We start from the raw sequence: 24,402 nt of genomic DNA, 5'->3' as shown, positions 1-24,402 counted from the left end.
AGCGGCCTGTGGTGGTTACTGGGCGTGCTGGTGCGCGTGGTTGGCCATCGGCGGTGCTTTTTGTACCGAGACTTGCACTTTTACGGGCCCGGCCTTTTCAAAGTTCAGGGTCAGCGGGAAGTGCTGGCCATCGCGCAACTGGCTGCGATCCTTCAGGTCCAGGAGCATCACGTGATAAGCCATCGGCGCGAAGGTCAACTCGCCCTTGGACGGCACGGCCACGCTGGGCACCTGCTGCATTTTCATCAGGTCGCCCTGCATCACATGCTCATGCAGCTCGGCCTTGGCCGCCACTGGCGTATCGGCACTGAGCAGGCGGTCCGGGGCTTCACCCTGGTTATGGATCACAAAGTAGGCGGCGACCGTCGGCGCATTGGGCGGCAATTCCTGGGACCAGGGATCGCTCACCAGTAGGTCGCCGGCCTTGTAGTCATCGGCATTGGCAGCACCGAACACAGGCAGCAGCAAAGCCGCCAGAAGCAGGGAAGATTTGAGCATGGCAGTTCTCCAGAACGATTCAAACGCAGTTCGATTGCGAAGTGATCAAACGGTAGGAGAGGCGCGGGGGTTGAGGCTCGGCCATTGCTGGCGCGGGGTCGGGGCTTGCAGGGCCGGCGATGGCAGGCCAGGCGCCGGGTCGATCCGGGTCAGATACAACTGCGGCACATGCCCCGGCAGCGCCACCAACGGCGCCGAGCCCGAACAGCACCAGCAATGCTGCATGCTGGAGTGCTCGTCCTGTTGCGGCGCCGGTATCTCCAGCGTACCCAGGGACATCGCCACCAGCTTGTTGCCGGTGGACGAGCAGAAACTGCCCCACAGCAATTGCTCGGCAGGGCTTTTGCCTTGCTGCATTGCCCAAGCGTTCGGCATGGCAAACGCATTGAACAGCACTGCAAGGCAGGCGATCCAGGCAAATGCAAAGCGTTGACGGGCCATGGCGGACAATCCGTAGAGTTAAGCGATCAAGTGGGTATTTAGCCTGATCGGGGGGCATAAGTAAAAGTTGCTGGTGTGGTTTGGTGTCGCAGTGATCCCAAGTTATGTAACGGGAACGCCATGCACCTGCATATCGACCCCAAGTCCCTTTCGCAGTACCGCAAATATCGCAGCCAGGTTATCCATGCTTGGGTTGCCATGAGCCGAAAGCATGCGATGCAAGCTTTTGCTCGGCTTGGCCGTCTCCTTTGCCAAACCCTCAAAACCAACAGTGGCGTTGACCAGGTCGCGCAGAATGATGCGGGACAATTCTGGTTCGCCGTTGAGAAATAGCGTAGCAGCCTCGTCGAGGAGTGCCTGGGCAAACTCTGGGTCGCGCTGGGCGGCTTCGGCAATCGTGAGTTTATAACTGCGGGTAAGTGCCATGCTGGCTACCTCTTTTGTTCCGTTTTTTTGTCGCGTTGATAATCGCGGATCAGCGATTTTGCAGCCCTGATATCTCTTTTCTGGCTGGACTTATCGCCCCCACCGAACAGGATGATTAGGCGCTGGCCTTCCTGTATCAAATAAATTCGATACCCCGGGCCCCAATCGATCCGGTATTCCCCCATCCCATCGAACCACTTGATATTGCTGGTGTTGCCCATTTCTAGCCGAAGCAATGATGTTGAAACCTTAAGACGTGCCTGGACGCTCAGGGATAAAAACCATTGTTTGAATGGGCTGGTTTGGCCGTCGCGTTTATATTCTTCGATCTCAATCATCGCTCGCCTCGAAGGTAACAAATAGGTTACTAATCAAGCAAGCGAGCGATCCTGACTTATTGAGTGAAATCTGCCAACGCTGTGAGTGTTTCTTGGGACGTCAAAAACTCCCGATCCGCCCCCGCCAACACCGGCCGCTGCAAAACCACCACCGGCACGCCGCGCTCGCGGGCCACTTGCAGCTTGGGTTCGGTGGCACTGCTGCCGCTGTTTTTGCTGATCAATACATCGATCTGCCGTCGTTCAAACAATGCCCGTTCATCCTCGAGCAAAAACGGCCCACGGGCGCCGATCACTTCGCAGCGCTCGTTGCCGGGGTAGACGTCCAGTGCGCGCAAGGTCCAGAACTGCCCGGCGGGGATTTCGTCGAGGTGTTGCAGCGGTTCGCGGCCAAGGGTGAACAGTGGGCGCTGGAAGGGTTTCAGGGCCTCGACCAGCCCGGCCCAGTCACTGACTTCGCGCCAGTCATCAGCGGGTTGTGGCTGCCATGCGGGACGGCGCAGGGCCCAGCAGGGGATCGCGCACAAGCGCGCAGCCTGGGCGGCGTTGGCGCTGATTTGTGCGGCGTAGGGGTGGGTGGCGTCGAGTATCAGGCTGATGTGCTTGGCGCGGACAAACTGCGCCAACCCCTCGGCACCGCCGTAGCCACCGACGCGCACCTGGCACGCCAGGTCGGTGGGTACCCGGCCGATTCCGGCCAGGCTGTAGATATGTTGCGGGCCCAGGGTGCGGGCGATGGTCAGGGCTTCGGTGACGCCGCCCAGCAGCAGGATGCGTTTCATCGTGGCTTGATCACTTCAAGCAGGGTGATGGGCAGTGCCTGGCGCCAGGTGTCGAATTCGCCCAGGGGCTGGGCCTGGGCCACATGCAGGCGGGTCAGTTCGCCGCCGTGCTGTGCGCGCCAGGCCATCAGGGTCATTTCGCTTTGCAGGGTCACCGCGTTGGCCACCAGCCGCCCACCCGGGCGCAGGTGTTGCCAGCAGGTGTCGAGCACGCCGTCGCGGGTCACGCCGCCGCCGATGAAAATCGCATCGGGCACTTCCAACCCTGCCAGGGCCTGGGGCGCGCTGCCGCGAATCAATTGCAGGCCCGGCACGCCGAGGGCATCGCGGTTGTGTTCGATCAACTGTTGGCGGCCCGCATCGGCTTCAATCGCCAGGGCGCGGCAACTGGGGTGGGCGCGCATCCATTCGATGCCGATCGAGCCGCTGCCGGCGCCCACATCCCACAGCAATTCGCCGGGGGTTGGGGCGAGGCGGGCGAGGGTCATGGCCCGCACATCGCGTTTGGTCAGTTGTCCGTCATGCTGGAACGCCGCATCCGGCAGGCCGGCCAAGCGCGACAGGCGCGGGGTATTGGCGTCGGCGAGGCAGTCGATGGCGACCAGGTTCAACGCGGCAAGCGGCGGGTCTTGCCAGCTTTCGGCGTGGCCATCGATGCGCCGCTCGGCGGTGCCACCGAGGTGTTCAAACACACTCAGGCGGCTCGGGCCAAACCCGCTGGCGCGCAACAACGCGGCGAGGGCGGCCGGGCTCTGGCCGTCGTTGCTCAATACCAGCAAGCGCACACCGCTGGCCAAGTGGGCATTGAGCGCGGCCACCGGGCGGGCGACCACCGACAGTGTCAGCACATCCTGCAACGGCCAGCCCAGGCGTGCCGCCGCCAGCGATACCGACGAGGGCGCCGGCAGGATCAACAGCTCATCTGCCGCCACCTGCCGCGCCAGGCTGGCACCGACACCGTAGAGCATCGGGTCGCCGCTGGCCAGTACGCAAACCGGCTCAAAGCGCCGGGCCAGGAGCGGCTCCAGGGAAAATGGGCTGGGCCACAGCTCGCGTGCGCCGCGGATGCACACCGGCAGCAAATCCAGCTGGCGCTGGCCGCCAATGATACGAGAGGCGCGCAACAGAGCATGCCGGGCATGCCTGCCCAGGCCCTTGAAGCCGTCTTCACCGATGCCTACTACCGTCAGCCAGGGCGACATATTGATTCCTTGAACGACATCCGACGGGCAGGCTTTTCATGCCGCCGGACAAAGCAGGCATAATACCGCGCCTTTACCCGTGAACCGGTAGCCCCCCGTGAAGCCACTTCCTCTGTCCACCAGCAAACGTCCCTCGGGTTGCCCGGGGTTGCTGCGTATTGTCCAGGCGTTGGATGGCGGGATTTGCCGGATCAAACTGGCCGGTGGGGCCATCACCGCCGCGCAGGCGCAGGCGGTGGCACACGCGGCGCAGACTTACGCCGGTGGGGTGATCGAGGCGACCAACCGCGCCAACCTGCAGATTCGCGGCATCGGCCCGGAGCATGACGGCCTGATCGCCCAGCTGCTGGCCGTCGGCCTGGGCCCGACCACCGCCGGCGGTGATGATGTGCGCAATGTGATGCTCAGCCCCGGCGCAGGCATCGACCGCGACATGCTGCTGGACACCCGGCCCCTGGCGGAGCAGATCCTCGCCACCCTGCAAACCCATCCGCGTTTCCATGAGTTATCGGCCAAGTTCGCCGTGCAACTGGATGGCGGCGAAGCCCTGGCGATGCTCGAACATCATCACGACCTGTGGTTATCGGCCTATGCCGCACAGGGCCAGACCTGGCTGGCGTTCGGCCTGGCCGGTTGCCCCGCGCAAGACCCGCCGCTGGCCGCTGTCCCTGTGGAACAAGGGCATGGGCTGGTCGTCGCGGTGCTGGAGCTATTCCTCGACCTGGCCCGCCCCGACCAGAACCGCATGCGCGAGGTGCTGGCGCAAACGCCTGTGGATAACTTCGTCGGGCGTTTGCGCCTGCCGTTGCTCCCCGCCGATGGCTATCGCCGCCGCGCCAGCCCGAGCAGCTTGCGCCTGGGCACTTATCCACAGCGCCAACCGCAGCGGGTCTATGTGGCGGCGCTCACGCCATTGGGGCGCCTGGACTCGGCCATGCTGCGTGGCGCTGCGCAACTGGCCCTGGAGTATGGCGACGACACATTGCGCTTCACCCCATGGCAAGGCTTGCTGCTGCCCAATCTGGCGCCGGACGTTGCCGCGCGCGTTGCCGAAGGCCTGGCGCAGTTGGGCTTCCTCTGTTCGGCCGACCAGGCCCTGGCGCGGATGATTGCCTGCACCGGGTCCAGCGGCTGCGCCAAGGCCCAGGCCGACACCAAGGCCGACGCCCTGCACCTGGCCACGTTGCTTCAGGGCCATGGCCTTGATGTGCACCTGTCTGGCTGCCCGCGCACGTGTGCTGCGGCGCACATTGCCCCGGTCACCTTGCTGGCGGTGGGCACCGGGCACTACGACCTCTATTTTCGCGATGCAGGCCAGCCGGGTTTCGGCCGCCTGCACGCGCACAACCTTTCTATTGAAGCGGCGGGCGCCGTGTTGCGTGCCCGTCCACGGAGCAGCACCGATGATTGATTACATCCGCGACGGTCAGGAGATCTATCGCAACTCCTTTGCGATCATTCGCGCAGAGGCCAAGTTGGATCGCATCCCCGCCGACCTGGAGAAACTCGCCGTGCGGGTGATTCACGCCTGCGGCATGGTCGAGGCCATCGACGGTCTGCAGTTCTCTGAAGGCGCGGGCAAGGCCGGGCGCGAAGCCCTGGCCGCGGGTGCGCCGATCCTGTGCGATGCGCGGATGGTTTCTGAAGGCGTGACCCGGGCGCGTCTGCCGGCCAACAACGAGGTGATCTGCACCTTGCGCGACGACAGCGTGCCCGAGCTGGCGCGGGAGCTGGGCAACACCCGTTCTGCGGCCGCCCTGGAACTGTGGCGCCCGCACCTGGCAGGCAGCGTGGTGGTAATCGGCAATGCCCCGACGGCCTTGTTCTACCTGCTGGAAATGCTCGACGCCGGCGCCCCCAAGCCGGCGCTGATCCTCGGTTTCCCGGTGGGTTTTGTCGGCGCCGCCGAGTCCAAGGCGATGCTCGCCGCAGACAGCCGTGGCGTGCCGTTTGTGATCATGCAGGGCCGCCTGGGTGGTAGTGCAATGGCCGCCGCGGCGGTTAACGCCCTGGCCACGGAGGTCGAATGATGCCGGCGCGTGGACGTTTGATCGGCCTGGGCGTCGGCCCCGGCGACCCGGAACTGATCACCCTCAAGGCCCTGCGCCTGCTGCGCGAATCGCCGGTGGTCGCGTACTTTGTCGCCAAGGGCAAGAAGGGCAATGCGTTCGGCATTATCGAAGAGCACCTGGTGCCCGAGCAGACGCTGATGCCGCTGGTGTACCCGGTGACCACCGAAGCCTTGCCGGCGCCGCTGTCCTATGAACAGGTGATCAGCGATTTCTACGACGCCGCCAGTGTTGATGTGGCCGCGCACCTGGATGCCGGGCGCGATGTAGCGGTGATCTGCGAAGGCGATCCGTTCTTCTACGGCTCCTACATGTACCTGCACGACCGCCTTGCTGAGCGCTACGAGGCCCAGGTCATCCCCGGCGTGTGCTCGATGCTCGGTGGTGCCTCGGTGCTGGGGGCGCCGTTGGTGTATCGCAACCAGAGCCTGTCGGTCTTGTCTGGCGTGCTGCCCCATGACGAACTCAAGCGGCGCCTGGCGGATGCCGATGCGGCGGTGATCATGAAGCTGGGGCGCAACTTCACCAAGGTGCGCCAGGTGCTGGAGGAACTGGGGCTGGCCGGGCGCGCGCTGTATGTGGAGCGCGCCACCATGGCCAACCAGAAAATCGTCGCGCTGGATCAGGTCGAGCCGATGTCTTCGCCGTATTTCTCGTTGATCATCGTGCCGGGCGAAAGGTGGCAAGGGTGATAACGCCGGCGATTGTCATCCTCGGCCAGGGCAGCCTGGCCACCGCGCGCAGCCTCCAGCAGGTGTACCCCGGCGCCCTGATCCACGGCCTGGCCGGCCGGGTGGAGGGCGCCGACCAGGCCTATAGCGAATTTGGCGCGACCCTGCGCCAGTTGTATCAGCAGGGCACGCCGATCATTGCCCTGTGCGCGGCCGGGATTGTGATCCGCACCCTGGCGCCCCTGCTGCTGGAAAAAGGCGAGGAGCCGGCGGTGCTGGCCGTTGCTGAAGACGGCAGTGCGGTGGTGCCGTTGCTTGGGGGCCTGGGCGGGGTGAATCTTATGGCGCGGGAAATCGCCGCAGCCCTGGGGGTGGCGGCCGCGATTACCACCAGTGGTGAACTGCGCTTTGGCACCTGCCTGCTCAACCCGCCCCAGGGTTATCAACTGGCAGACCTTGAGCTGGGCAAGCGCTTTGTCTCGGACCTGCTGGCCGGCGAGCACGTGCGTATCGAAGGCGCCGCGCCATGGCTGGACCAGGCCAACCTGGCGCAGGACCAGCAGGCGCGCCTGAGCATCCATGTCGGCAGCGCCGAGCGGGTGCCGGCGGCCAACGAGTTGCTGATCTATCCGAAAAACACTTGGGTCGCCTGTCGTCCCGGCACCGAGTTGGCTGCACGGGTGCGCCAGGCGTTGCAGCAGGAGGGCATCGCCGTGCAGTCCCTGGCGTGCCTGCTGGCCGATACTGCCGACATGGCCAACGGCCAATTGCATGAAGCGGCGCTGGAACTGGGCGTACCGCTGCGCTTTACGGCGCTGGCCGCCGGGCCGGAGCTGGTCATCCATTCTAGCGCCGCGCCGGTGGACCTGGCGCAACTGGGCCGCCCCCGTGGCCGCCTTGCGGTGATCGGCCTGGGCCCTGGCGCTGCCGAGCTGATGGTGCCGGCGGTCAAGGCTGAACTGGCGCGTTGCAGCGATGTGCTGGGCTACGAAACCTATGTGCGCATGGCCGGGCCGTTTCGGGCCGACCAGGTGCAGCACTGCACCGACAACCGCGAAGAGATGCAACGGGCGCGGCATGCCTTCGAGCTGGCGGCCCAGGGCCGTTCGGTGGTGGTGGTGTCTTCCGGCGACCCTGGCGTGTTCGCCATGGCCGCGGCGGTGCTGGAGGCGTTGCACGAGTCCAGCGACCCGGCCTGGCAACGGGTCGAGCTGGAAATCCTGCCGGGGGTCTCGGCGTCTCTCGCCACGGCGGCCCAGGCCGGTGCGCCGCTGGGGCATGACTTCTGTGTGATGTCGCTGTCGGACAACCTCAAGCCCTGGTCGATCATCGAGAAACGCCTGGACCTGGCGTGCGAGGCCGACCTGGCCCTGGCGTTCTACAATCCCATCTCCCGTTCGCGCCCCTGGCAACTGGGGCGTGCCCTGGAGATCGTCGCCCAGCACCGCGTTGCCGCCACGCCGGTGGTGTTGGGGCGCGATATTGGCCGCCCCGGGCAGACGCTGCGCACCACCACCCTGGGCCAGTTGACCCCGGACCAGGTGGATATGCGCACCATGGTGCTGATCGGGTCGTCCACCACCTGCACGTTCCCTCGGGTAGGTGGCGGTGAGTGGGTGTACACGCCGCGCTGGTATGGCGAGAAACCTGCCTCCTGAAGTCTCGGCGACCCCGCCCTGGGGTCGCTGATGTGTCCGAAAAGCTCAAACCGATCTGACGGAAATTTCTGTATTCGGCCCCGCGATTTCGCAACACATTTAACGGTTCCTCTCTTTTAGTTGCAGAAAGTAAGACAGCCGTTATCCGGTGCCCGCCGATCCCCAGTGTTTGCGGGGGTTTTAGAATATGTAGAACCTTCCTACAGCGTAATAACCCTCGGCGTACCTACTGAAAAAAGTTCAATCGGGCGACTAGTGTTTCTTGTAAGCCCGTGTGGGTTTTAGTGGAGAAACAGTTATGGAGCGCAAACATAAACGAATCAATATGGCAAAAAAGAACAAGCTGATTGCGGCCTACCGACTGCCGCTGACCAGGCAGCCGTCAAGTCCGCCAGGGCCGGTCCAGGCCGAGGGTGACTTGAATGGCGCGGTGATCAATAACAGTGTGTTTTCGTTTGTCGCGGGCATGAGCCGTCTCAACAAGGAGTACACCCGCAAGAGTTATCTGCTGGCCAGCAGCTACGTGAGTGATGTGCTGAAGCTGGCGCGTGGCACGCAGGCCTGGTACGACGAGTTCATCAAGGTCATGACCAGCCTGGGGTGGTTGCCGATACGCAGTAGTTTCGAGCGGGTCACCACCTCTGTGAAGGGGTTGTCTGTGCAGATGGCGGCGTTGAACATCATCACGTCTACGGTGGCCTCGACGTTCCTTTCCGGTTCCCTGGCCATGGCGCTGCCCAAGTTGGCGGCGGATGCTTTCGAGGCCTTGAAGCAGCTGTCGGCACCGTTTGATCTGTTCAAGCGCAACGTCGTCAATCATGAAGGTGGCGACTTTGGCCTGGCCTCCTGTTCCGAAGTCGACGGTGAAGTGTTGATGGTGCTGGTGACCTACAGCGCCCACGGCGTCAGCCAGAAAGTGGGCATTCCTTTTCTCGAATGGGACAGCTCCACGGTCGAAGCCTATAGCGGCCAGACCTGCCTGATGCTCAATCCCGCAGCGGTCAACGATGCCACGCTCAAGCAACTGCGCGAGAGTGCAGGCGATAAGGTCTTGCTGGCCATCGCCCAATATCGGATTTGACCGGGGGACTCAGGGCACCAGGTAACCGCGTACGCCGGTAAAGATGATCTGTGCCGCCAGTGCGCACACGAACAACCCCATCAGGCGGCTGACAATCTGCAGCCCTTGGTCGCCGAGGATACGTTCGATGCGGTTGGACAGGTACAGCACCACGCCCACGGTCAGGCTGGCCAGGGCAATGCTGAGAATGGCGGTGAGCTTGTCATCCCAATGGGGCTGGCTGACGCCCATCACCAGCAGCGCGCCGATGGTGCCGGGGCCGACGGTCAAGGGGATGGTCAGCGGGACGATGGTCACATCCTGCTGCACATTGTCAGTCTGCACTGCCGATTTGCCCTGGGCCATGCCCAGGGCGGAGATAAACAGCACGCTGCCGGCGCCGATGCGAAAGGCATCCACAGTGATGCCAAACACACTGAAAATCACCCGGCCGAACAGGTAGAGCAACACGCTCGACACCAGCGTCGCCAGCGCGACCTTCCAGGCCAGGCGTCGGCGTTCCTTGCTGGAATAGCCACGGGTCAGGCTGATAAAGCAGGACAAGACGAAGAAGGGGCTGTACAGCACCAGCATCTTCAAATAAACGCTGAACAACACGTGGAGCATGGCGGGAGCTCACAGCGAAGGGAGGGCGAGGGGGAGTTTATCAGGACTGCGACTCGAAAGAGCGACACCGAGCAAATGTGGGAGCCAGCTCCCACACAAGCCCACAGGGATGTGGGTGATTCAGGACGTATGCGCCTGCTCCGTCGGCTGCTCACGCTGTGTCACCCAGTACTCCACCAACTCGCGCAGTTGCGACAGCTCCACCGGCTTGGCCATGTGCCCATCCATCCCGGCCTGGCGCGCGCGCTCCTTGTGTTCCGAGAGGATGTGCGCGGTCAGTGCTACCACCGGCGTGCGGGTGCGTTGGTTACTGACTTCCCAGACCCGCAATTGCTGGGTTGCGGAGAAGCCATCGAGGATCGGCATTTCGCAGTCCATCAATACCAGGTCGTAGCGCTGGGCCTTCATCGCCAGCAAGGCTTCCTCGCCATTGCTGGCGGTGTCGGGTTGTAGGTTGAGCTTGCCGAGCATGCCGCGAATCACTTTGGTGGAGATGCTGTTGTCTTCGGCCACCAGGATGCGGAAATCGCTGGGCACGGTAATGGCGACGGGGACGTTCGGCGCGGCATGGCGTGGCTGGACCACACCTTTGCTGCGCTGGGTCAACTCGTCGGCCAGGGTGGTCTTGAGGGTGTAGCCGGCCACCGGTTTGGCCAGGATGCGCTTGATCCCGCAGTTGCGCGCGATGATCTTGCTCGGCGCGTTGCTGATGCCGGTGAGCATGATCAGCAGGATGTCGTGGTTCAGGCTCGGGTCTTCCTTGATCTTCGCCGCCAGTTGCATGCCGGTCATGCCGGGCATGTTCTGGTCCAGCAGCACCACATCGAAATAGTCGCGCAGGTGCGCCTTGGTGCGCAGCAGGGCCAGGGCTTCCTTGCCCGACGGCACGGCGCTGACATTCAGGCCCCAGGCGGTACATTGCTGCACGAGGACCTTGCGGCAGGTGTCGTTGTCGTCCACCACCAGCACCCGTGCGCCTTGCAGCGGGCCGTCGAGGTCGGAAGTCGGGTGCTCCAGGCGCTCCGGGTCCAGGGGCAAGGTCAGCCATAGCGTGCTGCCTTGCTGGCTGCCCGCCTTGATGCCGAACTCGCCATTCATCAACAGGATCAGTTGGCGGGCGATCACCAGGCCGAGGTGGCCGCTCAGGCGGGTGGCCGAGAGGAAGTTCTTGCTGTGCAGTTCGCTGTGCAGCAGGGCATCGCGCTCGGCGGCTTCCATCGGCAGGCCGCTGTCTTGCACGGCAATGCGCAGGCGCGGTTTGCTGCTGCGTTCATCCAGGGCCACCACGATCAGCACTTCGCCTTCGTCGGTCTTTTGCAGGGCATTTTCCAGCAGGCTCAACAGGGCCTGGCGCAGGCGCGTCGGGTCGCCACTGATGACCCGTGGCACCTGGGGCTGGATAAAGCTGATCAGCTCGACGTTCTGCTGCTCGGCCTTGGCGCGGAAAATACTCAGGCAGTCTTCGATCAGGGCATTGAGGTCGAACTGCACATCATCGAGTTCAATCTGCCCGGATTCGAGCTTGGAGATGTCGAGAATCTCGTTGATCAACGTCAGCAGTTCATTGCCGGCGCTGTGGATGGTCTGCACATAGTCGCGCTGCTTGACCGACAGCGGCGTGCCCAGCAGCAACTCGGTCATGCCCAGCACGCCGTTCATGGGCGTGCGGATTTCATGGCTGATCTTTGCCAGGAACTCGGCTTTGGCGGCGATTTCGGCGTTGCTGGCGGCCAGGTCGCGGCTGAGGCTGAAGCGATCCTCGACAATGCTGCGCTGGCGCTCGCCCAGGGCCTGGCTCATCAACAGGCCGCTGAGGCAGATCACCGCCAGCAGGGTGATGATCAGGCCTTGCGGGGCCACCAGGGTCAGGCCCAGCAGGGCCGGCAGGATAATCAGCGTGCCGGTGTTGAACACCAGCATGGCGAGCATGAACAGCCGCGCCGGCCGGTAGCCTTTTTGCCAGTGGTAGGCCGAGACAAACAGCATGCTCAGGCCGGCCAACGCCACCAGGGCGTAGGTGATGATATTCAGCGGCAGGGTGTTGACGAACAACAGCAACAGGCCACATAGCACGATCAACAGGATATCCGCCATCAGCAGCTTGTTCAGCGGGTGCGGACCCAGGGGCGCAAAGAAACGGTAGGCGAACATCAAGCCGCAGGGCGCGGTCAGCAGCAAGGCCATATAAGCGCCTGGGGTCTGGATGGCGTGCCAGTCCGGCAGCCACGGCCCCAGCAGGTTGAGCAGCAGCAACAGGCTGAGCAGCAGCAGCACTTCGCAGGCCGCCAGCCACAGGCTGCTGCGCGAGCGATGGTAGGCGTAGCGTGCGAGGTTGTGCAGGATCAGCATCAGCAGGCAGCCGAACAGCAGGCCATACACCAGCGTCTGGGTCTGGTTGGCCGCGGCCATCACGGCCGGTTCCAGGGTCAGGTACGGCCGCAGTTCATGCTCCGAGACCAGGCGCACATACACATCCAGGGGCTTCTGGCTCTGGGGCATGGGCAGCATGAAGTCGCTGCTGGGCAGCGGGCGTTCGGCCTGGGGCTGGCGGGTGCCGGTGTTCAGTTGCTCGATCAGCGTGTCGCCGTCCAGCACATACAGATTGAGGTGTGCCAGGTCTGGCGCGAAGACCCGCAGCACTTGCTCGTGCTTGCCGGGTTGCAGCTTGAAGCGCACCCACAGCGCACCATTGGGCTCGGCGGCGGTGATCCGGTCCAGTTCGATGGGGCTGAATTGGTTGGTGTAGCGTGGGGAGCGAATGTCGCTCAGTTGCAGGTCAGCCTGCTCATCCAGCAATACAGCCCAGCCGCTGCCTTGGGCAACGGCCTGGGCCGGCAACAGACAGAGCAGGGTCAGCAAGCTGACAGTAAAAACTATGGCGATCCTGAGCCAGCGCACGGCGAAATCCCTTCGTAGGTTAATGCACGGGGTTAACTATGCGCGGGACCGTAATCGGACGGCAAGGGCAAAAGGCCCCTGCCTAGCCGAACGGATAGCTGTTTTACTGATTTTCGCCCCGCTCACGGGCAATGGCGCGGTAGCCGATGTCCTTGCGGTAGAAACAGCCCTGCCAGTCGATCTTCGCGGCCAGCGTGTAGGCTTGCTGCTGGGCGGCATCGACGCTGGCGCCCATGGCGGTGGCGCACAGCACACGGCCACCTGCGGTAACTACCTGGCCATCCTTGAGCGCGGTCCCGGCATGGAACACCTTGCCTTCCAGGGTGGCCGCTGCGTCCAGGCCCTGGATCGCATCACCCTTGGCGTAGTCGCCAGGGTAGCCACCGGCGGCCAGCACGATGCCGACGCTCGGGCGCGGGTCCCACTGGGCTTCGACCTTGTCCAGGGCCTGGGCCAGGGCGGCTTCCACCAGCAGCACCAGGCTTGACTGCAGGCGCAGCATCACCGGCTGGGTTTCCGGGTCGCCGAAGCGGCAGTTGAACTCGATGACTTTCGGGTTGCCGGCCTTGTCGATCATCAGCCCGGCGTACAGGAAACCGGTGTAGACATTGCCTTCATCGGCCATGCCACGCACGGTCGGCCAGATCACCAGGTCCATTACACGCTGGTGTACGTCGGCGGTGACCACCGGGGCAGGGGAATAGGCCCCCATGCCGCCGGTATTCGGGCCGGTGTCGCCGTCGCCGACGCGCTTGTGGTCTTGGCTGGTGGCCATCGGCAAGACGTTCTTGCCGTCGACCATCACGATGAAGCTGGCTTCTTCGCCGTCGAGGAATTCTTCGATCACCACCCGCGAACCGGCGTCACCGAAGGCGTTGCCGGCGAGCATGTCGCGCACCGCGTCTTCGGCTTCTTGCAGGGTCATCGCCACGATCACGCCTTTGCCGGCGGCCAGGCCATCGGCCTTGATCACGATGGGCGCGCCTTTTTCACGCAGGTAAGCCAGGGCCGGCTCGATCTCGGTGAAGTTCTGGTAGTCGGCGGTCGGGATCTTGTGGCGGGCCAGGAAATCCTTGGTGAACGCCTTGGAGCCTTCCAGCTGGGCCGCGCCGGCGGTCGGACCGAAGCAGTCCAGGCCACGGCTGCGGAACAGGTCCACGACACCGGCCACCAGCGGCACTTCAGGGCCGACGATGGTCAGGGACACGTTCTTCTCGGCAAAGTCGGCCAGTTGCTCCAGGGCCAAGACGTCGATGGCGACGTTTTCGCACTTGGCTTCAATGGCGGTGCCGGCGTTGCCGGGGGCGACGAAGACTTTCTGTACGCGTGGGTCCTGGGCGACTTTCCAGGCCAGAGCGTGTTCACGGCCACCGCTGCCAATGATCAAAACATTCATTTCAAAAACCTCGGATGAAGCAAAATTCTTGGGGGCTCTGTGGGCGGCTTTTCTGTGGGAGCTGGCTTGCCTGCGATGCGGGCACCTCGGTGCTCCGAGGTGATGCTATCGCAGGCAAGCCAGCTCCCACATGAAGCCAGTGCCCGAGTGGGTGCGATCAATCAGTGGCGGAAGTGGCGCATGCCAGTAAAGACCATGGCGATGCCGGCTTCATCAGCCGCGGCGATCACTTCGGCATCGCGCATCGAACCACCCGGTTGGATCACGGCCGTCACGCCCGCTTTTGCGGCGTTATCCAGGCCGTCACGGAACGGGAAGAACGCATCCGATGCCATCACCGAACCCGCCACCTGCAGGCCCGCGTGTTCGGCCTTGATCGCGGCGATACGCGCCGAGTTCACGCGGCTCATCTGGCCGGCGCCGACACCGATGGTCTGGCGGTTCTTGGCGTAGACGATGGCGTTGGATTTAACGTACTTGGCCACTTTCCAGGCAAAGATCAGGTCGTTGATCTCTTGCTCGGTCGGTGCGCGCTGGGTGACCACTTTCAAGTCTTGGCTGCCGATCATGCCGATATCGCGGCTCTGTACCAGCAAGCCGCCATTGACACGCTTGTAGTCCCAGGCCGCAGCGCGGTCAGCCGACCACTCGCCACAGGCCAGCAGGCGCACATTGGCCTTGGCCGCAACGATGGCACGGGCCTCTTCGCTAACGCTTGGCGCGATGATCACTTCGACGAACTGACGCTCGACGATGGCCTTGGCGGTCTCGGCGTCCAGCTCGCGGTTGAAGGCGATGATGCCGCCGAATGCCGATTCGGTATCGGTGGCGTAGGCCAGTTCGTAGGCCTGGCGGATCCCGCCTTCAGCGTCCGGGCTCACGGCCACGCCGCACGGGTTGGCGTGCTTGACGATCACGCAGGCCGGCTTGACGAAGCTTTTCACGCATTCCAGCGCGGCGTCGGTATCGGCCACGTTGTTGTAGGACAGCTCTTTGCCTTGCAGCTGGGTCGCAGTGGCGATCCCCACTTCGGCCGGCTTGGCTTCCACGTAGAACGCCGCGCTCTGGTGCGGGTTCTCGCCGTAGCGCATTTCCTGGGCCTTGATGAACTGGCTGTTGAAGGTGCGCGGGAACTGGCTGCGGCCTTCAGTGCTGAGTGTTTCGGCGGCCTGGTTCACGGTGCCCATATAGTTGGCGATCATGCCGTCATAGGCGGCCGTGTGCTCGAAGGCCTTGAGCATCAGGTCGAAGCGCTGGGCGTAGGTCAGGCCCCCGGCCTTGAGGTTTTCCAGCACTTGGCCGTAGTCGCTGGCGTTGACCACGATGGCCACGTCTTTGTGGTTCTTGGCGGCCGAGCGCACCATGGTCGGGCCGCCGATATCGATGTTTTCGATCGCGGTCGGCAGGTCGCAACCTGGTTTGTTGATGGTGGCTTCAAACGGGTAGAGGTTGACGGCCACCAGGTCGATCGGCTTGATGCCGTGCTCGCTCATGATGGCATCGTCGATACCGCGACGGCCGAGGATGCCGCCGTGGATTTTCGGGTGCAGGGTCTTGACCCGACCGTCCATCATTTCTGCGAAACCGGTGTAGTCCGCGACTTCTACTGCGGCCACGCCGTTGTCCTGCAGCAGTTTGAAGGTCCCGCCCGTGGAGAGGATTTCCACACCCAGGGCTTCCAGCTCCCGGGCAAATTCGAGGATCCCGGTCTTGTCGGAAACACTGATCAAGGCGCGGCGGATCGGCAGGCGGGTAGTCTGGTCGGTCATCTCAATTTCCATCAAAAGCAAAGGAGTCAGCAAAAAAGGCGACCGGTTTTACGCGGGCGCCTTTCTGGTTTGATTGAATGCTTACAGCAAATCGTACTGCTTGAGCTTCTTGCGCAGGGTCCCACGGTTCAGGCCCAGCAGCTCACTGGCTTTGGTCTGGTTGCCCTTGACGTAGTTCATCACGCTTTCGAGCAGGGGCGCCTCGACTTCGGAGAGCACCAGGTTGTACACATCCGTGACGGCCGCGCCCTCAAGGTGGGCGAAATAATTGTGCAGCGCTTTCTCCACGCTCCCGCGAAGGGTCTGGCCTTCTTCGCTCGGCGTGTTGAGGTGCTGTTTCAAATTGACGTTGTCGCTCACGGGTGTTGTTCCACTCACTAAAGTCTCGGTCATCATCGTCATGCGGCCACCCCTTCTCCGTCCCCTGCTCTCAGGCTCTTGTCTCGTTCGGCAAAGAACTCACGAACGGCGGTGACCTGTGCTTGCGTTTCATCCAAACGATTGAACCCGGTACGGAACTCTCTGGCGCCGGGCAGGGTTGCGAGATACCAACCCACATGCTTGCGAGCAATGCGCACGCCCATCACGTCTCCATAGAAGGTGTGCAGGGCGGCCAGATGCTCTAGCAGAATACGTTCCACCTCGAACAGTGCCGGTGCCGGCATGATTTCGCCAGTACGCAGAAAGTGCTCGATCTCACGAAAAATCCATGGCCGCCCCTGGGCAGCCCGGCCGATCAACAGGCCATCGGCACCGGTTGCGTGCAGTACGCGCCGGGCTTTCTCGGCCGAGTCGATGTCGCCGTTGGCAAAGACCGGAATCGACACCGCCTGCTTGATGGCAGCAATGGTGTCGTATTCGGCTTCACCGGTATAAAGGTCTGCGCGGGTGCGGCCATGCACCGCCAACGCTGTAATGCCTGCCTGTTCGGCGATCTTCGCCACCGTCAGGCCGTTCTTGTTGTCCCGGTCCCAGCCGGTGCGAATCTTCAGGGTGACCGGCACATCCACTGCACCCACCACGGCGTGCAGGATCTCGGCCACCAACTGCTCATCTTTCAACAGGGCGGAACCGGCGGCCTTGTTGCAGACCTTCTTGGCCGGGCAGCCCATGTTGATATCAATTATCTGTGCACCCAGCTCCACATTGGCCCGGGCCGCATCCGCCAGCATTTGCGCATCGCCACCGGCGATCTGTACCGAGCGTGGCTCGGGATCACCTTCGTGGATCATGCGCATCCGCGATTTGCGGGTGTTCCACAAGCTCATGTCGCTGGTGACCATTTCCGAGACTACAAGGCCTGCGCCCAAACGTTTGCACAGCTGACGAAAGGGCTGGTCGGTGACACCCGCCATCGGGGCGAGAATCAGAGCGTTTGGCAATGTATATGGGCCGATGCGTACCGCCGACATAGGACTTCCCTGTTGTGGGGCCGGATCATTAGAGTTCGAAAAAGGGTTGGCATGATACCCGCTCTCGATGACTGGTTAAAGGCTGAATTGGATAAAATCTGAGCAGTTATTTTCTTATTGCCAGCGGTTTGGTCGTGGACGGCCAAGTCAATACCCAGCCGTCCGAACCTTGATGCGCGCCGCCAATCACTCGGGGGAGTGGAAACTGAGACTGTAGTTCACGGCTTTGTGGCCTGGGTCGAGAATGTCCAGGGCGATATGGATCGGGGTCTGGGACGGCATCTCGGTCTGGCCGGCCAGCTCGCCGCTCAGGTACTCGGCGGGCTTGAAGCGCCGGCTGGCAATCATCCGGCCATTGAGGTCGGCAAAGCGCAGCTCCAGCAGGGGGAACGGCTGGGAGAACGTGGCGCGGTTATAGATGATGGCATCCACCACCAGTGCGCCGGCGAACTCGGGATGGCTGCGCACCACCAGGTTGCTGCTCTTGATGTGGGCGATATCGACCCGTGATGGCACGGTGCAGCCCAGTGTCGGGCACAGTTCCTGGAACCATGGCCGGTATTTGTCCTGGCGGGCCAGGTCGTCGAACTGGTAGGCAATGTACTGGCCGGCGAGGGCGGCGGCGGCCAGCAGCGCCAGGGTCAGCCAGAGCAGGCGGCGGCCCCAACCGGCGGGACGTTTGCCGCTGTACAGGTGCAGCGGATCGTCTTCCAGGTCTTGCAGCATCTCGTCATGGGCGTTGCCCGTGGCGCGCGTGCGCTTGCGGCGTGGCTCGGGCTCGATGGGCGCGTCCGGCTCGCTGTCGATGAGCGACTCGGGCGCGGCGCGGGTGTCGTCGGCCTGCACCGTGGGCTCGTCGTCCACCTCGTGCAGGTCGAAGGACATCGAGGGTTCGGTGCGCTGGGGTTTGCCCACGGGGGCCGGGGCCGGCTCGGCGGTTTCCTCGGCGTGGGCGATTGTCGCAGCCCGTTCGTCCGGCGGCTCGCTGAACAGGCTGGCGGCCCACTGTTCTTCTTCAGCCTTGGCCGTGTCGCGGCTGGCGCTCATCGGTTCGTCTTTTTGCCGACCTGCGCCGGCCTGGCGGCGGTCGCTGCCCTGGGGCTGGGGGTGTTGGATCTCCCGGCGCTCCAGCTTGGCCAGCTCTTCGTCGAGGTCCAGGTGGTCCAGGTCCAGCTCTTCGGCGGCCCACTGTTTCTGGCTGATGGCGCGTGGCGGGGCTTCGGCGGCCGGCGTTTCAGGCGCGTGGGCGCGCTGCTCCAGCAGTTGCCGGGCGGCATTGAACACTTGCAGGCACGAACCGCAGCGAACCACGCCACGGGCCACACTCAATTGAGCATGGCTTGCGCGGAAACGGGTTTGGCAATGCGGGCACTGGGTGACGAAACTGTCGGTCATGCGGCCATCCGATTCATACAGGCGCTCATTCTAGCGCCGACGACCGCTGATGCGTACCCAGCCATCGCGGTTGGCGATGGGGTCCAGGTCGAAGTCCTGGGCATAGGCGGCGGCGACTTCTTCGCCCTGTTCGGCGAGGATCCCCGACAGCGCCAGGCGCCCACCCGGCCTGACCAGGCTCGACAGTTGCGGGGCCAGCGAGACCAGCGGCCCGGCCAGGATATTGGCGACCAGCACGTCGGCCTGCACCTGGGGCAAATCCTCGGGCAGGTACAGTGGGAATTTGCCTTCGGCAATGTTGTTGCGCCCGGCGTTATCGCGGGAGGCTTCCAGGGCCTGGACGTCGATATCGGTGCCGACGGCTTGCCTGGCGCCCAGCAGCAGCGCGGCGATGGCCAGGATCCCCGAGCCGCAACCGAAGTCCAGCACGTTGCAGTCTTGCAGGTCCTGGCCGTCGAGCCATTCCAGGCACAGGGCGGTGGTCGGGTGGGTGCCGGTGCCGAATGCCAGGCCCGGGTCCAGCAGCAGGTTGACCGCCTCAGGCTCGGGAGCGGCATGCCAGCTTGGCACGATCCACAGGCGTTGGCCGAAACGCATGGGCTGGAAGTTGTCCATCCAGCTGCGTTCCCAGTCCTGGTCTTCGATCACTTCGCTATGGTGCTCGGGCAGCGGGCCGCCGGTCAGCAGTTCCATATGGGCAAACACGCTGCTGGCGTCGGTGCCGTCTTCAAACAGCGCCAGCAAATGGGTGTGGGACCACAGGGGTGTGGTGTTCAGCTCAGGCTCGAAAATCGGCTGGTCTTCGGCGTCCATGAAGGTCACCGACACGGCGCCTACTTCAAGGAACGCGTCTTCATAGGTTTCGGCTTGTTCTGGGCTGATGGCGAGACGGACTTGCAGCCAAGGCATGGCGGGCACCTTTGAAAAAATGAGTGTGCAGCGGGGTGGGGCTGCGAAAGGGCGCAAGTTTACGCGAGCGGCGAGGATAAGACGACACCACTGACAGCACGGGGGCCAAATGTGGGAGCAGGCTTGCCTGCGATGGCGGGGTGTCAGCTTGCTCATCAGTGCCTGGCCCACCGCTATCGCAGGCAAGCCAGCTCCCACAGGGGGTTGTGGTGTTCTTGTGGGTCCATAAACGACAAAACCGCCCGAAGGCGGTTTTGTGGGTGGAGCACGAACTTACTGGTTGGCCAGCTTGTGTTCCAGGTAGTGAATGTTCACACCGCCTTCGCAGAAGCCTTCATCACGAACCAGATCCCGATGCAGAGGGATGTTGGTCTTGATGCCGTCGACCACGATTTCGTCCAGGGCGTTGCGCATACGGGCCATGGCCTCGTCGCGGGTGGCGCCCCAGGTGATCAGCTTGCCGATCAGCGAGTCGTAGTTGGACGGAACCTTGTAGCCGCTGTACAGGTGCGAATCCACACGTACGCCGTTGCCGCCGGGCGCATGGAAATGCTTGACCAGGCCAGGGCTTGGGATAAAGGTCTTCGGGTCTTCGGCGTTGATCCGGCACTCCAGGGAGTGGCCGTGCATCTTCACGTCGTCCTGGGTAAACGACAGCTTGTTGCCAGCGGCGATGCTGAGCATCTCCTTGACGATGTCGATACCGGTGACCATCTCCGACACCGGGTGCTCTACCTGCACACGAGTGTTCATCTCGATGAAGTAGAAGCGGCCGTTCTCGTAGAGGAACTCGAAGGTCCCGGCGCCACGGTAGTTGATGTCGATGCAAGCCTTGACGCAGCGTGCCAGGACTTCCTGGCGTGCCTTTTCATCCAGGCCCGGTGCCGGTGCTTCTTCCAGGACCTTCTGGTGACGGCGTTGCAGCGAGCAATCGCGGTCGCCCAGGTGGATGGCGTGGCCCTGGCCGTCGGACAGTACCTGGACTTCCACGTGACGTGGGTTGGTCAGGTATTTTTCCAGGTAGACCATCGGGTTGCCGAACCAGGCAGCCGCTTCGGAGCGCGTCTGCTTGGCGGCTTCGATCAGCTCTTCTTCCTTGTGCACCACGCGCATGCCGCGACCACCACCACCGCCGGCGGCCTTGATGATCACCGGGTAACCGACTTCGCGACCGATGCGCAGGGCGGTTTCCTCGTCTTCCGGCAGCGGGCCGTCGGAACCTGGTACGGTTGGCACGCCGGCGGCGATCATGGCGTCCTTGGCCGATACCTTGTCGCCCATCAGGCGAATGGTCTCGGCTTTCGGGCCGATGAAGGCGAAGCCGGATTTTTCCACCTGTTCGGCGAAATCGGCGTTTTCCGCGAGGAAGCCATAGCCAGGGTGGATGCCATCAGCGCCAGTCACTTCAGCCGCGGCGATGATGTTCGAGACCTTCAGGTACGAGTTCGTGGCCAGTGGCGGGCCGATGCAGATGCTTTCGTCCGCCAGTTTCACGTGCATCAGTTCGGTATCGGCCGTCGAGTAAACAGCGACGGTCTTGATGCCCTCTTCCTTACAGGCGCGCAGGATCCGCAGCGCGATCTCGCCGCGGTTGGCGATCAGGACTTTTTGCAGTTTCTTCGCAGGTTTCAACATCGAAGGCGCTCCGCGGTTCAAACGATGGTGAACAGCGGCTGGTCGTACTCAACCGGCTGACCGTTTTCTACCAGGATGGATTCGATGACGCCGGCTTTTTCGGCCGTGATGTGGTTCATCATTTTCATCGCTTCCACGATGCAGATGGTGTCGCCCACTTTCACGGTCTTGCCCACTTCAACGAAGGCTGGCGAGGTCGGTGCTGGGGTGCGGTAGAAGGTACCGACCATTGGCGACTTGACCACGAAACCGTTGAGCACTGGCGCGGCCGGTGCAGCAGGCGCTGCGGCGGCAGCAGGTGCGGCGACCGGAGCAGCAGCGGCAGGCGCCGGCGCTTGCATCTGTGGCGCGTAGAACTGTTGGGCCGGGGTCTTGCTGTGGCGGCTGATCCGTACGGACTCTTCGCCTTCCTTGATTTCCAGCTCGTCGATACCGGATTCTTCCAGCAGTTCGATCAGTTTCTTAACTTTACGGATATCCATGAATCATCAACTCCCAAGGGTCGGTCAGGGGCGTTTAGCCTGTTCTTCAATGTGTTCCAGGGCGGCCTCCAGGGCCAGTCGGTAACCGCTGGCGCCAAGGCCGCAGATCACTCCTACCGCTACGTCGGAGAAGTAAGAGTGATGGCGGAAAGCTTCGCGTTTATGCACGTTCGATAAATGCACTTCGATGAATGGGATGCTCACCGCCAGCAACGCGTCACGTAATGCAACGCTTGTGTGCGTAAAAGCGGCGGGATTGATCAGGATAAAGTCCACGCCTTCGCTGCGCGCGGCGTGAATCCGATCAATCAATTCATACTCGGCATTGCTTTGCAGGTAGAGCAGATGGTGGCCGGCTTCACGGGCCCGTCGCTCCAGATCGAGGTTGATCTGTTCGAGGGTGACTGCACCGTACACACCCGGTTCGCGGGTGCCGAGCAGGTTCAGGTTGGGTCCGTGCAGAACCAGTAAGGTCGCCATCGCTGTTCCTTGTTATTGGAGGTGGGTACGCCAGAACCCGGCGACTATGCCGCAAAGCCTTTGTGACTGTCCAGTTCTCTGCAATAGCCAGCACGATTAGCGAGGATTGCGCAAAGTATGTGACTGAGGTGCGCGATCCGGTCATTGATCGTTCCCACGCTCCGCGTGGGAATGCTGCCCCGGACGCTCCGCGTCCCGCCTTAACGTCGTGACACAGAGTGTCACTGGATGCATTCCCACGCGGAGCGTGGGAACGATCAAGCGGAACGTGGGAACGATCAGACGCGGAAGGCCTGCACGGCGGTATTGAGCTGCCCGCCGAGCACCAGCAGATGCTCGCCCTGGCTGCGGCCCTGGCCAATGCGTAGCAGGTTGTCTTCGCCCAATTGGTGGATGCGCTCGCTGTTATCGCGGATTTCACTGACCGCGCCGCTCTGCTGGGCCGTTACGTCGGCGATACGGATGGCCGTGTCGGAGATGGTCTGGATCGCGCCGACGATTTCATCCAGCGCGCCGTCGGCCGCCTGGGCTTGCTGGGCGGTGGCTTCGGCGTGTTCGACCTGGGCGCGCATGCCGTCCACCGATTGTCGGGCGGCGGTTTGCAGGCCGGCGATCAGGGTCTGGATCTCGGCGGTGGCGCCGGCCGTGCGCTGGGCCAGGGAGCGTACTTCGTCGGCGACCACCGCAAACCCGCGCCCGGCTTCACCGGCGCGGGCGGCCTCGATGGCGGCGTTGAGCGCCAGCAGGTTGGTCTGGTCGGCAATCGAGCGGATCACCGTGAGCACGCTGCCAATGGTGGCGGACTCTTCGGCGAGTTTTTCGATCATCTGCGCATTGTCCTGCACTTCGCCCACCAGCGCGTGCAGGCCGGTCAGGCTCAAGCCGATCACCCGTTGGCCATGCTCCACGGCCTCGCCAGCACTGCGGCTGGCCCCGGCGGCCTGGCTGGCGTCGCCGGCGACCTGTTGGATGGTGGCTTCCAGTTCCCCCAGTGAATCGCGGATTTGCGCGGTGTCGCCGGCCTGGCGTTCGGCGCCGTCATGCAGGCCGCCACTCAGTTCGGCCAGGGCGCGGCTGCTGCCGGCCACTTCTTCTGCATTGGCGCGAATAGTGCCCACCAGGTTCACCAGGTAAGCCCGCAGGCGATTGAGCGAGGCTTCAATATCATGCAGTTCGCGGTTGGTCGCCCCCAGGGCGATCTGTTGGCTGAAGTCGCCCTCGGCCCAGGTCGACAAGGCCGGCGCCAGGCCGGTCAGCACCCGCGCCAGGCGCCGTTGCAGGGTGTCGATCAGCAGCGCGATCAGCAGGATCAGGCCGATCATCACGCCCTGGATCACCCGGACTTCGCCCTGGATCCGGGCGTGCTGGGCACGCACTTCGGGCTCCAGCGCGGCGATGGCTTGCTGCACGGTGTTGATTTTCAGATGAGTCGCGGCGGCCAGTTCGGTGCGTTTGTGGATTTGCTCGCGGGTCCGCGCAAGCTCTGCCGGGTAGCGCGTGAGCAGGCTGTTGAGCTCGCGCTTGAGGCCCACGCCGGTGTCCTCGGCCACCGTGGTCTGGCTGCTTTCCAGGCCCATCAAGGCGGAAAAGTCATCGCTGTTGGAGGCACTGCTGGCGGTCACGCCCAACAGCGGTAGCTGTTCAAGCACGTCCGCCTGGCTGCGGATAGTGGCCAGTTCACGCTCCACATCGTCGGCCAGTTCACTGCGCCCGCTGCTCACCAGTTTGTCCCGCGCCAGGGACAGTCGGCCCAGATGCTGCGAGGCGGCGAGCAGCGGCGGCAGATAACGCGCCGCGTCCAATGAATTGACGCCCATGGCGTACTGGCCCAGTTGCTCCAGATTGGCCCCCAGTTCCCGCTCGGCTTGCAGCAACAGGGCTTGTGGGTCACCGGCCAGTTTGCCGGCGGCCAGCAGGTCGGTCTTGCTGAAGCCGTCGAGGTCCAGCAGGCCGGGGCGCAACTGTTGGGTCAGCTCAGGCGGCAGCTCATCCAGGTGCTGGAGCAGGGTTTCCAGGCTCTGGCCGGCAGCGCTCAGGCGCAGGGCGTCGCCGCTGGCCAGGTAATCGTCGATATTGCGCGCGGTCTGGTTCTGGAAGGCCTGGGACAGGCCCAGGTAGCGCTCCATCAGCAGGTAGGGCCGCTCAAGGGCCCGTTGCGACCACCAGAGCGTAGCGCCCAGGGCCAGGCAAACGGCGACCAGCAGAAGGGTGTTCAGATTCGTCAGCAGCTTCAGGCGCATGCGTGGTTTCAACC

At 63.4% G+C, this 24,402-nt stretch carries 23 protein-coding genes; 5 read left to right on the top strand and 18 right to left on the bottom strand.

The window, feature by feature from the left end:
* Window positions 1-15 precede the first annotated feature (15 nt).
* The 6 genes from BLL38_RS04810 to cbiE all read right to left on the bottom strand — a co-directional run bounded on the left by BLL38_RS04810 (window position 16) and on the right by cbiE (window position 3,687).
* Window positions 16-498, bottom strand: a complete 483-nt coding sequence (locus BLL38_RS04810) for a copper chaperone PCu(A)C (protein ID WP_076961514.1) — start codon at window positions 496-498, stop codon at window positions 16-18.
* Between the two features lie 45 nt (window positions 499-543).
* A complete protein-coding gene (locus BLL38_RS04805; RefSeq protein WP_076961513.1) occupies window positions 544-939 on the bottom strand; it encodes a DUF2946 domain-containing protein in 396 nt (131 codons plus the stop codon).
* A 102-nt stretch (window positions 940-1,041) separates the two neighbouring features.
* Window positions 1,042-1,365 (bottom strand): helix-turn-helix domain-containing transcriptional regulator, encoded by a 324-nt coding sequence (locus tag BLL38_RS04800; protein ID WP_076961512.1) that lies wholly within the window; start codon window positions 1,363-1,365, stop codon window positions 1,042-1,044.
* A 5-nt stretch (window positions 1,366-1,370) separates the two neighbouring features.
* Complete coding sequence (locus BLL38_RS04795) at window positions 1,371-1,703, bottom strand: type II toxin-antitoxin system RelE/ParE family toxin (RefSeq protein ID WP_076961511.1); 333 nt, start codon at window positions 1,701-1,703, stop codon at window positions 1,371-1,373.
* A 56-nt stretch (window positions 1,704-1,759) separates the two neighbouring features.
* Window positions 1,760-2,485 (bottom strand): cobalt-precorrin-6A reductase, encoded by a 726-nt coding sequence (locus BLL38_RS04790; RefSeq protein WP_076961510.1) that lies wholly within the window; start codon window positions 2,483-2,485, stop codon window positions 1,760-1,762.
* On the bottom strand, window positions 2,482-3,687 hold the full coding sequence (gene cbiE, locus BLL38_RS04785; protein ID WP_076961509.1) for a precorrin-6y C5,15-methyltransferase (decarboxylating) subunit CbiE: 1,206 nt from the start codon (window positions 3,685-3,687) through the stop codon (window positions 2,482-2,484). The genes BLL38_RS04790 and cbiE overlap by 4 nt, the downstream gene beginning before the upstream one ends.
* 112 nt (window positions 3,688-3,799) lie before the next feature.
* On the opposite strand from cbiE, the gene cobG reads away from it, so the two are divergent.
* From cobG to BLL38_RS04760, 5 genes are all read left to right on the top strand, one after another.
* Window positions 3,800-5,098 (top strand): precorrin-3B synthase, encoded by a 1,299-nt coding sequence (cobG, locus tag BLL38_RS04780; RefSeq protein ID WP_076961621.1) that lies wholly within the window; start codon window positions 3,800-3,802, stop codon window positions 5,096-5,098.
* A complete protein-coding gene (locus BLL38_RS04775; protein ID WP_076961508.1) occupies window positions 5,091-5,717 on the top strand; it encodes a precorrin-8X methylmutase in 627 nt (208 codons plus the stop codon). Before cobG ends, BLL38_RS04775 begins: the two co-directional genes overlap by 8 nt.
* Window positions 5,714-6,448, top strand: coding sequence for a precorrin-2 C(20)-methyltransferase (locus BLL38_RS04770; protein ID WP_373562154.1), 735 nt, complete (start codon window positions 5,714-5,716; stop codon window positions 6,446-6,448). The genes BLL38_RS04775 and BLL38_RS04770 overlap by 4 nt, the downstream gene beginning before the upstream one ends.
* Window positions 6,448-8,085, top strand: a complete 1,638-nt coding sequence (gene cobJ, locus BLL38_RS04765; protein ID WP_076961620.1) for a precorrin-3B C(17)-methyltransferase — start codon at window positions 6,448-6,450, stop codon at window positions 8,083-8,085. The genes BLL38_RS04770 and cobJ overlap by 1 nt, the downstream gene beginning before the upstream one ends.
* A gap of 298 nt (window positions 8,086-8,383) precedes the next feature.
* Entirely contained in the window at window positions 8,384-9,166 is a 783-nt protein-coding gene (locus BLL38_RS04760) for a hypothetical protein (protein WP_076961507.1), read from the top strand.
* Window positions 9,167-9,175: 9 nt separating this feature from the next.
* On the opposite strand, the gene BLL38_RS04755 is transcribed toward BLL38_RS04760, so the two are convergent.
* From BLL38_RS04755 to BLL38_RS04700, 12 genes are all read right to left on the bottom strand, one after another.
* Window positions 9,176-9,772 carry a MarC family protein gene (locus BLL38_RS04755; RefSeq protein WP_003171467.1) on the bottom strand — a complete coding sequence of 199 codons (597 nt, stop codon included), beginning with the start codon at window positions 9,770-9,772 and terminating at the stop codon, window positions 9,176-9,178.
* Between the two features lie 120 nt (window positions 9,773-9,892).
* Window positions 9,893-12,670, bottom strand: coding sequence for a hybrid sensor histidine kinase/response regulator (locus BLL38_RS04750; protein WP_076961506.1), 2,778 nt, complete (start codon window positions 12,668-12,670; stop codon window positions 9,893-9,895).
* Window positions 12,671-12,773: 103 nt separating this feature from the next.
* Window positions 12,774-14,066 carry a phosphoribosylamine--glycine ligase gene (gene purD, locus BLL38_RS04745; protein ID WP_076961505.1) on the bottom strand — a complete coding sequence of 431 codons (1,293 nt, stop codon included), beginning with the start codon at window positions 14,064-14,066 and terminating at the stop codon, window positions 12,774-12,776.
* A 161-nt stretch (window positions 14,067-14,227) separates the two neighbouring features.
* Window positions 14,228-15,835: a bifunctional phosphoribosylaminoimidazolecarboxamide formyltransferase/IMP cyclohydrolase gene (gene purH / locus BLL38_RS04740; RefSeq protein WP_076961504.1), complete on the bottom strand. Its 1,608-nt coding sequence runs from the start codon at window positions 15,833-15,835 to the stop codon at window positions 14,228-14,230.
* 81 nt (window positions 15,836-15,916) lie between these two features.
* Entirely contained in the window at window positions 15,917-16,237 is a 321-nt protein-coding gene (fis, locus tag BLL38_RS04735; RefSeq protein ID WP_003186237.1) for a DNA-binding transcriptional regulator Fis, read from the bottom strand.
* Window positions 16,234-17,247: a tRNA dihydrouridine synthase DusB gene (dusB, locus tag BLL38_RS04730; RefSeq protein ID WP_076961503.1), complete on the bottom strand. Its 1,014-nt coding sequence runs from the start codon at window positions 17,245-17,247 to the stop codon at window positions 16,234-16,236. Before dusB ends, fis begins: the two co-directional genes overlap by 4 nt.
* A gap of 186 nt (window positions 17,248-17,433) precedes the next feature.
* Window positions 17,434-18,642 carry a DUF3426 domain-containing protein gene (locus BLL38_RS04725; RefSeq protein WP_076961502.1) on the bottom strand — a complete coding sequence of 403 codons (1,209 nt, stop codon included), beginning with the start codon at window positions 18,640-18,642 and terminating at the stop codon, window positions 17,434-17,436.
* Between the two features lie 30 nt (window positions 18,643-18,672).
* Window positions 18,673-19,551: a 50S ribosomal protein L11 methyltransferase gene (prmA, locus tag BLL38_RS04720; RefSeq protein ID WP_076961501.1), complete on the bottom strand. Its 879-nt coding sequence runs from the start codon at window positions 19,549-19,551 to the stop codon at window positions 18,673-18,675.
* Between the two features lie 273 nt (window positions 19,552-19,824).
* The gene (gene accC, locus BLL38_RS04715; RefSeq protein ID WP_076961500.1) at window positions 19,825-21,186 is read right to left on the bottom strand and encodes an acetyl-CoA carboxylase biotin carboxylase subunit; all 1,362 of its coding nucleotides are present in this window, start codon (window positions 21,184-21,186) and stop codon (window positions 19,825-19,827) included.
* Between the two features lie 17 nt (window positions 21,187-21,203).
* Window positions 21,204-21,668 carry an acetyl-CoA carboxylase biotin carboxyl carrier protein gene (gene accB, locus BLL38_RS04710; protein ID WP_076961499.1) on the bottom strand — a complete coding sequence of 155 codons (465 nt, stop codon included), beginning with the start codon at window positions 21,666-21,668 and terminating at the stop codon, window positions 21,204-21,206.
* A 24-nt stretch (window positions 21,669-21,692) separates the two neighbouring features.
* Window positions 21,693-22,148, bottom strand: coding sequence for a type II 3-dehydroquinate dehydratase (aroQ, locus tag BLL38_RS04705; protein WP_057437567.1), 456 nt, complete (start codon window positions 22,146-22,148; stop codon window positions 21,693-21,695).
* A gap of 278 nt (window positions 22,149-22,426) precedes the next feature.
* Window positions 22,427-24,388 (bottom strand): methyl-accepting chemotaxis protein, encoded by a 1,962-nt coding sequence (locus tag BLL38_RS04700; RefSeq protein WP_076961498.1) that lies wholly within the window; start codon window positions 24,386-24,388, stop codon window positions 22,427-22,429.
* Between the last annotated feature and the right edge of the window lie 14 nt (window positions 24,389-24,402).

It is taken from the genome of Pseudomonas gessardii (assembly GCF_001983165.1).
GTDB lineage: Bacteria > Pseudomonadota > Gammaproteobacteria > Pseudomonadales > Pseudomonadaceae > Aquipseudomonas > Aquipseudomonas gessardii.
This window is presented reverse-complemented; position numbering and strand designations above follow the sequence as displayed.

Coding starts and splice junctions, on each gene's coding strand:
- BLL38_RS04810 (WP_076961514.1), bottom strand. CDS start 498: ATGCTCAAATCTTCCCTGCTTCTGGCGGCTTTGCTGCTGCCTGTGTTC.
- BLL38_RS04805 (WP_076961513.1), bottom strand. CDS start 939: ATGGCCCGTCAACGCTTTGCATTTGCCTGGATCGCCTGCCTTGCAGTG.
- BLL38_RS04800 (WP_076961512.1), bottom strand. CDS start 1,365: ATGGCACTTACCCGCAGTTATAAACTCACGATTGCCGAAGCCGCCCAG.
- BLL38_RS04795 (WP_076961511.1), bottom strand. CDS start 1,703: ATGATTGAGATCGAAGAATATAAACGCGACGGCCAAACCAGCCCATTC.
- BLL38_RS04790 (WP_076961510.1), bottom strand. CDS start 2,485: ATGAAACGCATCCTGCTGCTGGGCGGCGTCACCGAAGCCCTGACCATC.
- cbiE (WP_076961509.1), bottom strand. CDS start 3,687: ATGTCGCCCTGGCTGACGGTAGTAGGCATCGGTGAAGACGGCTTCAAG.
- BLL38_RS04775 (WP_076961508.1), top strand. CDS start 5,091: ATGATTGATTACATCCGCGACGGTCAGGAGATCTATCGCAACTCCTTT.
- BLL38_RS04770 (WP_373562154.1), top strand. CDS start 5,714: ATGATGCCGGCGCGTGGACGTTTGATCGGCCTGGGCGTCGGCCCCGGC.
- BLL38_RS04760 (WP_076961507.1), top strand. CDS start 8,384: ATGGAGCGCAAACATAAACGAATCAATATGGCAAAAAAGAACAAGCTG.
- BLL38_RS04755 (WP_003171467.1), bottom strand. CDS start 9,772: ATGCTCCACGTGTTGTTCAGCGTTTATTTGAAGATGCTGGTGCTGTAC.
- purD (WP_076961505.1), bottom strand. CDS start 14,066: ATGAATGTTTTGATCATTGGCAGCGGTGGCCGTGAACACGCTCTGGCC.
- purH (WP_076961504.1), bottom strand. CDS start 15,835: ATGACCGACCAGACTACCCGCCTGCCGATCCGCCGCGCCTTGATCAGT.
- fis (WP_003186237.1), bottom strand. CDS start 16,237: ATGACGATGATGACCGAGACTTTAGTGAGTGGAACAACACCCGTGAGC.
- dusB (WP_076961503.1), bottom strand. CDS start 17,247: ATGTCGGCGGTACGCATCGGCCCATATACATTGCCAAACGCTCTGATT.
- BLL38_RS04725 (WP_076961502.1), bottom strand. CDS start 18,642: ATGACCGACAGTTTCGTCACCCAGTGCCCGCATTGCCAAACCCGTTTC.
- prmA (WP_076961501.1), bottom strand. CDS start 19,551: ATGCCTTGGCTGCAAGTCCGTCTCGCCATCAGCCCAGAACAAGCCGAA.
- accC (WP_076961500.1), bottom strand. CDS start 21,186: ATGTTGAAACCTGCGAAGAAACTGCAAAAAGTCCTGATCGCCAACCGC.
- accB (WP_076961499.1), bottom strand. CDS start 21,668: ATGGATATCCGTAAAGTTAAGAAACTGATCGAACTGCTGGAAGAATCC.
- aroQ (WP_057437567.1), bottom strand. CDS start 22,148: ATGGCGACCTTACTGGTTCTGCACGGACCCAACCTGAACCTGCTCGGC.
- BLL38_RS04700 (WP_076961498.1), bottom strand. CDS start 24,388: ATGCGCCTGAAGCTGCTGACGAATCTGAACACCCTTCTGCTGGTCGCC.